This is a genomic window from Streptomyces sp. CA-278952 (assembly GCF_028747205.1).
GTDB lineage: Bacteria > Actinomycetota > Actinomycetes > Streptomycetales > Streptomycetaceae > Streptomyces.
Genome location: NZ_CP112880.1, coordinates 5,565,911 through 5,578,309, shown reverse-complemented (window position 1 = coordinate 5,578,309; position 12,399 = coordinate 5,565,911). Strand labels below are relative to the sequence as shown.

General features: G+C 69.0%; 7 protein-coding genes and 1 pseudogene. 2 read left to right on the top strand and 6 right to left on the bottom strand.

All coding sequences use genetic code 11. The features are described from left to right. Positions 1–3 precede the first annotated feature (3 nt). The 6 genes from N7925_RS24920 to rplU form a co-directional block, all read right to left on the bottom strand. Entirely contained in the window at positions 4–1,242 is a 1,239-nt protein-coding gene (locus N7925_RS24920) for a glycosyltransferase family 2 protein (RefSeq protein WP_274345216.1), read from the bottom strand. Between the two features lie 213 nt (positions 1,243–1,455). Continuing rightward, on the bottom strand, positions 1,456–3,561 hold the full coding sequence (locus tag N7925_RS24915) for a hypothetical protein (protein WP_274345215.1): 2,106 nt from the start codon (positions 3,559–3,561) through the stop codon (positions 1,456–1,458). A gap of 225 nt (positions 3,562–3,786) precedes the next feature. Beyond that, the gene (locus N7925_RS24910) at positions 3,787–5,286 is read right to left on the bottom strand and encodes a bifunctional cytidylyltransferase/SDR family oxidoreductase (protein ID WP_265601668.1); all 1,500 of its coding nucleotides are present in this window, start codon (positions 5,284–5,286) and stop codon (positions 3,787–3,789) included. Between the two features lie 334 nt (positions 5,287–5,620). Next, entirely contained in the window at positions 5,621–7,057 is a 1,437-nt protein-coding gene (obgE, locus tag N7925_RS24905; protein WP_265601667.1) for a GTPase ObgE, read from the bottom strand. Positions 7,058–7,202: 145 nt separating this feature from the next. After that, positions 7,203–7,460, bottom strand: coding sequence for a 50S ribosomal protein L27 (gene rpmA, locus N7925_RS24900; RefSeq protein WP_026291105.1), 258 nt, complete (start codon positions 7,458–7,460; stop codon positions 7,203–7,205). Positions 7,461–7,474: 14 nt separating this feature from the next. Beyond that, on the bottom strand, positions 7,475–7,795 hold the full coding sequence (gene rplU, locus N7925_RS24895; protein ID WP_097869286.1) for a 50S ribosomal protein L21: 321 nt from the start codon (positions 7,793–7,795) through the stop codon (positions 7,475–7,477). 237 nt (positions 7,796–8,032) lie between these two features. Here rplU and N7925_RS36220 point away from each other — a divergent pair. Together N7925_RS36220 and N7925_RS24885 are read left to right on the top strand one after the other, a co-directional pair. Beyond that, positions 8,033–8,720: pseudogene (locus N7925_RS36220) on the top strand (transposase); the annotation flags it as partial. Between the two features lie 141 nt (positions 8,721–8,861). Continuing rightward, positions 8,862–12,245 carry an ALF repeat-containing protein gene (locus N7925_RS24885; RefSeq protein WP_274345214.1) on the top strand — a complete coding sequence of 1,128 codons (3,384 nt, stop codon included), beginning with the start codon at positions 8,862–8,864 and terminating at the stop codon, positions 12,243–12,245. Positions 12,246–12,399 lie beyond the last annotated feature (154 nt).

Below are 12,399 nucleotides of genomic sequence, written 5' to 3'. Positions count from 1 at the left end.
CGGTCAGACGCGGTGGGCGCGGGGGGCGCGCACGGCGCCGAGCAGTGCCCGGCGGGCCTTGCGGACCACGCGCCGGGCGAGGGAGAGGCGGGGCTTGTCCCGCGGTGCCTCGATCCGCCGTCCGCCGACCCATTCCGTGATGGTCACCTCATAGGCCCGGTCGGGGAGCACGGAGCTCTCCCCGAAGTGCGGGTAGGCGAGGTGGAGACGGGGCGGGTTCCCCCGGCGGACGGGTTCGGGCTCCTCCTTGGCGCGCAGGAAGGCGACGATGTCCAGGAGCAGGTCGAGCCGGCCCTCGGCGAGACACATCAGCCGCAGCCGTTCGTTCACCTTGAGGTTGCGGCCGAGCTCCGGGGTCCAGTACGTCTTCATCAGCGGGGCGGCGAGCGCCATCTTCCGCTCGCGGACCTCGGGCTTCTGCTTCAGCAGTCCGGGGCCGAACTGGGGCAGCAGCGTGATGACGAAGGGCCGCACCATCAGGACGTCGCGCCGGGGGCCCGGGGGCACGTGCTGGGCGATGAGCCCCATGAGGGCGCGGGCCGAGTCGAAGCGGCGTTCGTAGCCGCCCTTCTTCGTCATCTGGTTGCGGTCCTCACGGCCCACCAGGTAGTAGCAGGTGTAGTCGGCGACGACGGAGATCCCGTTGCCGCGGATGTACGCCTCCATCGTGAACAGGGCGTCCTCACCCGTCTTCAGCTTCTCGTCGAAGGTCATTCCGAGGCGTACGAGGAGGTCGCGCCGGAACAGTTTCTGCGCGCTCAACGTGAATTTGACGTTGGAGGAATACAGGTCGGCTCGCTCGACGGTCTCTTTCCACATCGATTTCGCGGCACCGCGATTGACGCCGACGATCTTCCCGAGCACCACGTCCGTTCCCGCCCGGTCTCCCATGGCGACCATGCGCTCCAGGGCTTCCTCGCCGAAATAGTCGTCCGCGTCGAGAAAGAAGACGTACCGGCCGCGGGCGAGAGCGAGGCCCCGATTGCGCGGGCCGCTGGGTCCGCCGGAATTCGCCTGCCGGACGACTCTCATGGGAATCGCGGTCCTGGCGGCGAACTCCTCCAGCCAGGCGCCGGTGCCGTCGGTGGAGCCGTCGTCGATCGCGACGATCTCCATGCGGTCCGCGCCGATGGTCTGCGCCTCGACGGACTCCAGGCACCGGACCAGGTAGGGCATCGCGTCATAAGCTCCGATGATCACACTGACATCGGGCTCGTCGTTCTTCCTGGGCATGTCGGCCATGTGCACCTGTCGATTTGATCACGAAAGAAGGCAGATCGCCCGCCTCTGCACCCTTTGCGCATCCGCCTGCCGGACGACCCGTACATCCCTCCCCGCAGGAGAGACGTACGGGCCGCGGTCGAAGTTGCCTGCTTTTCAGCCATGTCGATCAGCTGTGCGGCGCCCGGCTGTCTGCGCACCCGGCTGTACGTCGCCCACTCGGCCGTACCGTGCTCAGCGCACGGACGAGGACCCCTCCGCGAGGGCCGCCCGGGCCTCCACCGCCTCGGCCTCCGGTGCGTCCGGGTCCGCCGTGGCGTCGGCCTCGGCCACCGCCTGCGGATCGTCGGCCCCGACGCCGCTGGAGACGGCCTCCTCGTCCGGCACCGCCACGGACTGGTCGCCGAGCCGCTGGGCGACGCCCACGTTGCGGGCCTCGGCCTTGGCGGCCAGCGCCCGTACGGCGGAGTTGAACTGCTCCATGGAGGTCGGCTCGTCCGGCCCCAGGAGGTAGCTCTTCAGCTCGCGACGGGCGTCCGCCAGCGTGTCCGCCGCCGGGTCGGCCACCGCGGCCAGCAGCGCATCGAGCTCCTCGGCGCCGTTGGACAGGATGACCGCGGCGCGCACCGCGGTGTTCTGCCGCTTGAACTCTGCGGCTCCGAGCGCTGCGGAGTCGGTGACCGCGTACGGCTTGCCACTCGCGATGAAGTCGGAGACCACACTGGAGATGTCCGAAACCATGGCGTCGGACTCGTTGAAGCAGTCGTAGAGCTTGGGCTGCGCGCCGGTCACCGTACGGTGCTCCCACCAGCCGAAGGAGCGCCAGTACGCGTCGTTCCACTCGGCCCGCAAGCGGGCGGCCTCCGCCTCGCGGGCGGGGTCGGCGAGCGAGATCCGCGACTCCTCCGCTTCGTCGCCGCCCGAGCGGCCGACAGCCGCGAGCTGCGCGAGCCGCGCCTCGATCCGGGTCAGCTCGGCCTTGGCCGCGCTCTGCCCGGCGGCGGCCGACGACCCGTCCTTCGCCCAGCGGGGCTCGGCGGCACGCTCGGCCGCGGCCTTCTCCAGCATCGCCCGGATCCGGGCGTTGACGGCCTTGGCCTTGCCGCTGCGGATACCGGTGAAGGGGTGCGGTTTGTAGATGATCCGGACCGGGTCGGCGGCGTTCAGCAGCCGGCGCACGATGTTCTCGCCCGCCAGCAGCAGGGAGGTGTTGCCCGGATTGTCGTCCCAGCCCTCCCAGGTGGGCGCGTACAGCACGGTCGGGATCGGGTTCTTGACGGCGCCCGTCCAGCTCCTGATGGGCTCCAGCTGCGGGCGGCCGACCTCGACGATGTCCTGGTCGAGGACGCCGACGTCGGCCAGCGCGTAGCGGTCGCGGCCGGCCCGGCCCGCGGTCCAGACCTCGTCGTAGACCTTGGAGTACGGGTTGACGCTGGCGAGCTTGTCGCTGTCGCCGTGCCCGATGAAGACGTGCTTCATCGTCGGGACCCGCAGGATGTGGATGTTCTTGCCGACGTTGGCGGGATACAGGCAGACCCGGACGGTCGAGAGGTCCAGGTTCATCAGGTGGGTGCCCGCCGGGATGCAGAGGACCGGGACGGAGGTCTCGGCCAGCTGCGGGACGAGGCCGCGCTCCCGCATGATGATCAGCGGCCGGCCCTCGACCCGGGCCATGGTCTCCAGCCACATGTTGCCCTGGTAGGCGGACTCGTTGGAGCCGGAGAAGTAGAGCACCACGGTCGGCTGGTAGTCGCGCAGCCAGCTGTCGACGGCCTTGAGCACGGCGGGGGCCGGAGGCGCCAGCCTGCCGCGCCGCATGTACGGGAACAGCAGCGCGAGGTAGAGCAGGGCCAGCAGCAGCGTCAGGCCGATGCCCGCGTAACCGATGACGTTCTCACCGGTACCGGCGGCGATCAGGATGCCCGCCACGGCCGGGATGTCGAGGTGCAGCATCTTCTCCGCGGAGCGCCGCAGCAGCGCGCCGGGCGGGGCGTCGGGGATGCGGACCGCGTGCAGGTCCACGTTGCGGGTGACGACCGGCATGGTGCGGCGGAGCCGGATCAGGGTCGTCAGGGCGCCGTGCGGCGCCTGGAGCCCGTAGAAGAGCAGGAAACAGGCCACCGCCGAGTAGAACAGCGGCGACTCGGCGAGACCCAGCCGGGCCAGCAGCAGGATGACCATGAGCTGCCGCAGGAGGAAGCGGATCGACAGCCCGGCGCGCACCTTGCCCAGGCGGTTGACCAGATAGCTCCCCTTCTGGTGCAGATACCAGTCGGTGGCGTACGTGACAGCGGTGGCCGCCGCGAAGAACCAGATGTGGGGAATGAGCGCGGCAAGCATGACGCAGGGGTATCCCAGCCCCATCAACAACGCTGCCGCCAGTTCCGACCTGCTGCCCACACGGGCCAGGCGAATGGCTGTCGAGATCACGAAGAACCTGCTCCAGGGGGTGCCGGTTGATTCACGTATTGGCGGAAATGTGAAGATGCGGCTTCACGCATTCGGGCCTCTGCCATCGCACAAAGCGACAACAGAGGCCCGGAAAAGCACATTTGTCAAGAATTATTACACATCTGCTTGACGGTCCAGCACGGAGGCCAGAGCCTGCTCGAAACCGGAGGACCCGGCGGCTCCCGCCGTCGGGTCCTGCTGCCGTACGTCGATGACGTGACCGGTCATGGCGGAGAGCAGGACGTCCAGCGAGGTGCGGGCCACGGCCTCCGAGGAGAGCAGCGAGCCCTCGGGCTCCTGGCCGAACGCCTTGGTGCGCATCGGGGTCGCGGTGCGCTCCGGGTTCACGCAGTTGACCCGGATGCCCTCCCCCGCCCACTCGTCGGCGAGCGCCTGGGTGAGGTTGACCATGGCGGCCTTGGTGGAGGAGTAGAGGCTGTACTCGGCGCGGCCCCGGGTGTAGCTGCTGGAGGTGTAGAGCAGCAACTGGCCCTGGGTCTCCGCCAGGTACTTGTACGAGGCGCGGGCGATCTGGACGGGCGCCAGGTAGTTGACGTTCAGGGCTTCCTGAATCGTCGTGTTGTCCGTCTCGGCCAGCTTGCCGATCCGCAGCACGCCCGCGGTGTTGATGACGTAGTCGACCCGCCCGGTCTCGGCGTACGCCTTGGAGAGCGCGTCGTCCACGTGCTCCGGGTTCTCCACGTGCGTACCGGTGGTGGAGCGGCCCAGCGCGTAGACCTTCGCGCCGTAGCTCTCCGCAAGGGAGGCGATGTCGGCGCCGATGCCGTACGAACCGCCGAAGACCACGAGGGTCTTGTCCGTGAGGAGCTCCCGGTAGGCGGCCTCGTCGGCCTGGCGGGGGGCGGCGGTGGAGGCCAGCTGGAAGAGCTTGTCGGTGATGAAGACGTCGACCGGCTGGGTCACCTTCATGTTGTACTCGTCGCCCGCGACCACATAGATCGGCACGTCGGGGAGGTACTTGAGGACCACCGAACAGTCGTCGGTCGCCTGGAAGTTGGGGTCGCCCGCCGCGACCTCGTACGCCCGGCGGATCGTGGAGAGCTTGAAGGCCTGCGGCGTCTGGCCGCGGCGCAGCCGGGAGCGGTCGGGCACCTCGGTGATGAACTCACCGTCCCCACCGTGCGTGCGGGTCACGATGATCGTGTCCGCCGACGGGATGGCGACGTCGACGGCCTGGTAGCGGTCCAGCGCGTCGACGCAGTCCGTGATCACACGCTGTGACAGCAGGGGGCGTACCGCGTCATGGAAGAGGACGTTGCGGTCCTCGCCCTCGGCGAGGCCCTCGCCGAGGACCGCGATGGCACGCTCGGTGGTCTCGTTGCGGGTGTTGCCGCCCTCGATGATCCGGGTGACCTTGGTCAGTCCGGCCTTCGCGACGATCTTCTCGACGTCGGGCACGAAACCGGGCGCCATCAGCACGATGACGTCGTCGATGCCCTCGGCGTTCTCGAAGATGGTCAGCGTGTGCTCGATGACGGCCTTGCCGGCGATCTTCAGCAGCTGCTTGGGGATCGACAGGCCCACGCGCTGGCCGGTCCCACCGGCGAGCACGACCGCTGTGGTCCGGGGCTTGGCTTCATGCGGCACAGACACAGACGACCTACCTTGCTATGACGGGGGAACAGTGTGATGGTCGCACTCTCCGTGACCGTCTCGCAAGGTGGACGTCGTCCGCCGATCGTCCTGCGGATACCCGCAGTTCACCCTCTGGCCAGGGAGGTTGGGCGCTTCGGGGCGATCGCACGGGGTGACCGACCCCACAGATGTGTTGCTCAATCCGCACATCCGCGGCACGTGCACCCGGCGTGACCGGCGAAAACCACCGGCGCCCGGCCCGAGGCTACCGGACGGCCCGCCTCCGGGGAGACGGGCCGTCGGCCATGTCCGGGAGTGCTCCCCCGGGAGACCCCTCTTGGGAAGGGGTCCTTTAGAAGGGGTCGAACTCGTCGTATTCCTTCTCCGCGTCGTCCCGCTCGGAGTCACGGTCCCGGCGACGCTGCGCGGCGGGGCGCGGCTCCTCCAGGCGGTGGTCCTCGCCGCGGCGGCCGAGCATCTCGGCACCCGCGGTCACGGTCGGCTCCCAGTCGAAGACGACCGCGTTCTCCTCGGGGCCGATCGCGACACCGTCGCCGGCCCGGGCGCCCGCCTTCATCAGGGCGGCCTCGACGCCGAGCCGGTTGAGCCGGTCGGCGAGGTAGCCGACGGCCTCGTCGTTGTTGAAGTCGGTCTGGCCCACCCAGCGCTCGGGCTTCTCGCCGCGCACCCGGTAGATGCCCTCGTCGTCCAGGGCGACGGTGAAGCCCGCGTCGTCGACGGCCTTGGGACGGATGACGATGCGGGTCGCCTCCTCCTTCGGCTTGGTGGCGCGCGCCTCGGCGATGATCCCGGCGAGCGCGAAGGAGAGCTCCTTGAGGCCCTTGTGCGCGATCGCGGAGACCTCGAAGACGCGGTAGCCGCGGGCCTCCAGGTCGGGGCGGATCATGTCGGCGAGGTCCTGGCCGTCCGGGATGTCGACCTTGTTGAGGGCGACGATGCGGGGCCGGTTCTCCAGGCCGCCGTAGAGCCGCAGCTCCTCCTCGATCATGTCGAGGTCGGAGACGGGGTCGCGGTCGGACTCCAGGGTCGCGGTGTCCAGGACGTGCACGAGCACCGAGCAGCGCTCGACGTGCCGCAGAAACTCCAGGCCGAGGCCCTTGCCCTGGCTGGCGCCGGGGATGAGCCCGGGGACGTCCGCGATGGTGTAGACGGTCGAGCCGGCGGTGACGACGCCGAGGTTCGGCACGAGGGTGGTGAACGGGTAGTCCGCGATCTTCGGCTTGGCCGCGGAGAGCACCGAGATCAGCGAGGACTTGCCCGCGCTCGGGTAGCCCACGAGGGCCACGTCGGCGACGGTCTTGAGCTCCAGGACGATATCCCGGCTCTCCCCCGGCTCGCCGAACAGCGCGAAGCCCGGGGCCTTGCGGCGGGCCGAGGCCAGCGCCGCGTTGCCGAGGCCGCCGCGGCCGCCCTGACCGGCCACGAAGGTAGTGCCCTGGCCGACGAGGTCGGCGAGCACGTTCCCGGCCTTGTCGAGGACCACGGTGCCGTCGGGGACGGGCAGGACCATGTCCTGGCCGTCCTTGCCGGAGCGGTTGTCGCCGGCGCCGGGCTGGCCGCTGGTGGCCTTGCGGTGGGGGCTGTGGTGGTAGTCCAGCAGCGTGGTCACGGACTGCTCGACGACGAGGATCACATCGCCGCCGCGTCCGCCGTTGCCCCCGTCGGGGCCTCCCAGCGGCTTGAACTTCTCACGGTGGACGGAGGCGCAGCCGTGGCCTCCGTTACCCGCGGCGGCATACAGCTCGACGCGGTCCACGAAGGTGGTCATGGTTGGTGCCTCCAGGTACAGCAGGAAAATACGGGATTGTCTCTGTCGTAACACGCCGAGGGCGGACCCGCTTCCCCGTTCGCCGGGAAAGCTGAGATCCGCCCTCGGAAGGTGCTGCGTGTCGTTCTGCGCGCGCTGAGAGAAATCAGACGGCGAGCGGAACGATGTTCACGACCTTGCGGCCACGGTGCGTACCGAACTCCACCGCACCGGCGGCCAGTGCGAACAGCGTGTCGTCGCCGCCACGGCCGACGCCCGTGCCCGGGTGGAAGTGGGTGCCGCGCTGGCGGACCAGGATCTCACCGGCGTTGACGGCCTGACCGCCGAAGCGCTTCACGCCGAGCCGCTGAGCATTGGAATCGCGCCCGTTCCGAGTGGAAGATGCGCCCTTCTTGTGTGCCATGTGTTCTCAGTCCCTTACTTCGCAGCCGCGGGGATACCGGTGACCTTGATCGCCGTGTACTGCTGGCGGTGACCCTGGCGACGGCGGTAGCCGGTCTTGTTCTTGTAGCGAAGGATGTCGATCTTCGCGCCCTTGTGGTGGTCCACGATCTCGGCCGTGACCTTGATGCCGTCCAGCACCCACGGGTCGCTGGTGACCGCGTCACCGTCGACAACGAGCAGGGTCGAGAGCTCGACCGTGTCGCCAACCTTGGCAGTGGGAATCTTGTCAACTTCAACGATGTCGCCGACAGCAACCTTGTGCTGGCGACCACCGCTGCGCACGATGGCGTACACGCGGATCTCTCTCTCGCTCGGAACGGATCCCCTGATGCCAGCCGCTCGCACGGGCCGGGGCCCGGGACGATCCGGAAGGATGAGCGGCCTCTCCTGGCGGACGGCGCGAACACCGACCGTTACCGGGAGGGATGTGCTCAGGGGTAGGCGCGTTAAGGAAACACACCGAGGGTCAAGATTACGGGGCGGCGGTGTGGGGGTCAAACCGGGAAGTTCGCTGCGGAGCCCCTCGGTCAGGCATGCGGCCGTGCCTCGGCGGCGGTGAACCGGCGGTTGCTTCTGCCCGGGAGCTGGGACCCCGCCTCACCGAAGGCCGATCCGGCGAAGGCGGCCCGCCGCGATCAGTGCGCCGCCCCTGCCTAGGTCGGCCGAGCCGAGAAGTGGCAGCTGACCCTCGACATGATCGATGAGACGCGGTCCTGGGTATCGAGGCGCCCCACGGGGCCACGGCCGGCACCGGGCTTCCCCACACGTCGGCAGCCGGCGGAGTGGCCCGCCGACCAGGACGAGCCCGTGCAGTTCCGGCTTCCGGCTCTCCCACCTGCCCGCGAACACCCCGCTGCCCGTCCTCGTACGCACCGCGAACACCCCGCCGCCCGTCCTCGTACGCACCGCGAAGCTTCGCCGGCGCATCGAGAGCGACCACCGCGAGATGGAAGAGGCCCTGGGCCCGGCCCACTTCGAAGGCCGAACCCGGCGGGGCCGGCATCACCACAACACCCTCGTCCCGGTCGCCCACGCCTTCTGCACCCCGCAGCGGCTGACCCGACCCGCGTTTCGGAAGCCCCGGATACGACCGCGGCGGCACGACAACACCACACCATCTCCCCTCCCTTCTGTCGCGACCTACCCGTCGAGCGGCGTTCACGCCGAAAGCCACCGCAATCGAGACCTCATTTGTGAAGGAAACGCTCGCAGAACGTGAACACTTGTGCGGAACATGTAACATCCAGCGAAGTCAAACGACACGGCGCGTTTCCCTTCGCACCGTCAATCAGCAGGCCGCCACAGTCAGAGGCATGGGCACGTGAGGCCACATGCCCTTTTTTGGGGGAGGACGAACGTCTTGTCGCTTTCGTTGTGGAGCAGACGCCGAATACTCGCCACCGCCGCCGGGGCGGCGGCTCTTCCCGCGCTGCCTTCCATCCTCACTCTGACGGCATTCCCTGCCCAGGCCGCACCAGTCTCCGGCGATCCGGAGAACGGGCTGCCCAACACCGATCAGGGAAAGGCCGTTTGGGCCTACAAGACCGGCGGGCAAGCCGTTCGTGAGGCCGCAGCCGCAGCTCTCGTCGGCACGCCGGCCGCTCTCACCGCCTTTCTGGCCACCGGGCTTCCTGCCGCACGTGCGGAGGACAATCGTTTCGCCGTCTTCTCGGCCCTCTCCCATGCGGGCAAGACCGTTCGCGAGTCGGCATCCGCAGCGCTGTCAGCCGGCGACGCAGCGGTCGCCACCTTCCTCAATGAGGGCTTCAAACGACCCGTCGAGGAAGACCTGAGGGTGGCCGTGTTCTCCGCCCTGGAGCACGGCGGCGTCACGATGAGGCAAGAAGCCACCAAAGCCTTGGAGTTGAACACCGAGGATGCCTTCAGGACGTTCCTGGCAACTACCCAGCACACCGCACGGGAGACAGACGACCAGGTAGCCGTCTTCGCCCTCGTCAACGACGCGTCTCCGGAGGTCAAGAAGTACGCGCACCGCGCTTTGGAGGACGGCAGTCCCGAAGCGATCCGCCAGTTCCTCTCCTCCGGTCAGCACATCGCCCGCGCCCGGGACGAAGAGACCGCGACCATCGAGCAGTTGGTCGCGATCGTGGAGCGTGAGGGCAAGCGGGCGCAGCAGACGACGGATAGGGCGGTCGCGGCGTCCGACCGCGCGAAAGAAGCTGCCGAGAAGGCGAAGTCTGCCGCGCTGAAGGCAGCAGAAGAGGCGAGGGCGGCCCAGCAGGACGTACGCAGGTCGGCCGACGCGGCAAACAACGCCGCGAATGCCGCTCACGGAGCCGCCGCTGCCGCCAACACGGCTATATCCGCGTCCCGTACGGCTCAGGCTGCCTCCAGCCGCGCCGCACAGGCCGCTCAAGCCGCTGCCGCTGCCGCCGCCTCCGCCGGCCACGCCGCCTCCCGCGCCTACCACGCCGCGATATCCGCCTCCAAGGACGCCACCAAGGCATCCGCCGCGCGCAGTGCTGCCGAGGGCGCCAGGAACGCCGCAGCCCGCGCCCGGACCGCCGCCAAGGCCGCCGACCAGGCCGCGATCGCCTCCAGCCAGGCATCGGCCGCCGGGGCGGCCGCTGCGGGCGCGGCCCGTAACGCCGCCGCAGCCGCCAGCGCCTCGGCCGATGCCGCAGCATCTGCGGGCGCCGCACAGGCCCAGGCCGCCAGGGCCCGACAGGCTGCCGCCGAGGCCGACGCCGCTGCGGCACGGGCGACCAGGGCCGCAGGCACCGCACAGACCTTGGCCAACCGCGCCGCGAACGCCGCCCGTGTGGCACGTGATGCCGCCAACAGCGCTGCGTCGCACGCGGACAAGGCAGCAGCTGCCGCCGAGGACGCTGCGGACAACGCGGGCAAGGCGATCGAATACGCCAAGCGGTCCACAGAGTTCGCGAAGGCCGCGGTAGAGGCTGCGACCACGGCCTCCAACGCCGTCAAGGAGGCCCAGGCTGTTGAGCAGGCCGCCCGCACGGCAGAGTCGGCACAGATCGCCGAGGACACCGAACTCGGCGTCTTCGAGGCCCGGTTGAGGTCGCAGGCGGAGACCGAGGACATCGTACGGGCCAATCGGGAACGTACGGAGGTGGACAAGACCTCCTCGGAGACGAAGGACCTCATCTCCGCAGCCGAATCGGCACTCCGGCTGGGGGACACCGCGAGCGCGGTCGCCACCGGCCGAAAGGCGGCTGTGCGGCTGCTGGATGCCTCCGGCACCTGGACCCGCGGAGCCGCCGAGTTCGCTCTCGCCGGCTCCGACCACGATGTGACCAACTGGATCGACACCGACCGGCTCCTGGCTCAGCAACAGGACGACCGCGAGACCGTCCTGACAGTCGCCGGCTCAGCTACGGCCGACGTGGCCGAGGCCGCCCACTCAGCGCTGGCCAAGGACGCATCGAACGCCGCAAGCGATTTCCTCGATCACGGAGTGATCGAGGCGGCAGTCACCGACTACCGCATGGCTGCGTTCAAAATCCTCAGCGCAAGCCCCGGAAGGACCGTCAAGGAGAAGGCCGAGGCGGCACTGGCCAAGGGGACCGCCTCGGCCTTGCACAAGTTCTTCAGCGTCGAGTTGCCGGAGGCGACCAAGGAGGACGATCGGGTCGAGATATTCGGCCTCCTGGAATCCGGCGGCCCCTACATGCGGTCGGCCGCGCAGATTGTCCTGGAAGGTTCCGCCCAGATGCGGCGCGCCTTCGTCACCCACGGCAAGTGGAACGTCGCCCGCCTGGACCAGGACCGGGCCACTCACATCTCCGCGATCCGCGCAACCCTCGCGCGCGCTGCGAGCGTCGCGGCGAAGGCGCTGGAGGACGCCGCACGGGCGTCCAAAGCGGCAGCTGAGGCCCGCAAGGCAGCACAGGAAGCTTCCGAGTGGGCGGCGAAGGCGGAGACCTACGCCAAGGACGCCGCGAGCGCGGCCTCCGAGGCCAAGAGCAACGCGGATGCGGCGGACAAATCAGCAGCGTCCGCGGCCCAGTCGGCCAAGAACGCCCAGTCCGCCGCAACGACAGCGCGAGGCGCGGCACGGATGGCGAACTACTCGATGCGCCAGGCGTCCGGATCCGCGATCCAAGCGGTCACGTCCGCGTCACAGGCCCAGGCATCCGCTGCCAGCGCTCAAGCCGCGGCGATCAAGGCCGGCCAGGACGCGAGGGCCGCTTCCGCCGCCGCCAGCCAGGCTCGCCAGATCGCTGTCGTGAAGCGGAAGGCCGAGGCCGAGGCCGCAGCGAAAGCGGCGGTCGAAAGGGCGAAGCAGAACAAGCAAACCGGCGCCAACCCGGTGGACAGCCCCGAGAACGACAACACCGGGGACACCACGGGCTGGGGGCTCTGGCCCGAGGACATCAAAGATGCCAAGGACTGGGCAGACGCGGTCTCCCACTGGAGTGCGGTGTCCGGAGGGATCGCCGTCGTCCTCGGCGCGCTCTCTCTGATCGGATACGTACCTGCCGCCTTGCCCGCTACCGTGGCAGGACTGGTTTCGATTGGCCTTCAGGGTGTGAGTGCCATCCTCACCGGGTTCGGGTGGGGCTGGGACAGTAAGGAGTTCAAGAAGGCAGTCGGCTTGTTCTTGGTCGGCGGAATACTCGTCGGAAAAGGCAAGCTGCTCAGCAAGTTCGGCATTGGTGACGACCTTGAGCGGGTGGCCGTGACTGTGGGTGAGAAAGTGCACGGCGTCGTCAGCGACACGGCAACCACAGTGATCGGATTTATCGACTGGCTGCATTAACGGGCGTCACCCACCGGAGGGGGCGACCCGAGCCCTCGGTAGCCCCCTCCGAAAGCGCTGAGCGGTGCCGCTGAACCTAGGATCCTTATGCTGACATCATCGTTCTCTCTCACTCATTGGTGGGTAGCTGCAGCCGCATCTGGAATTGCCCTCG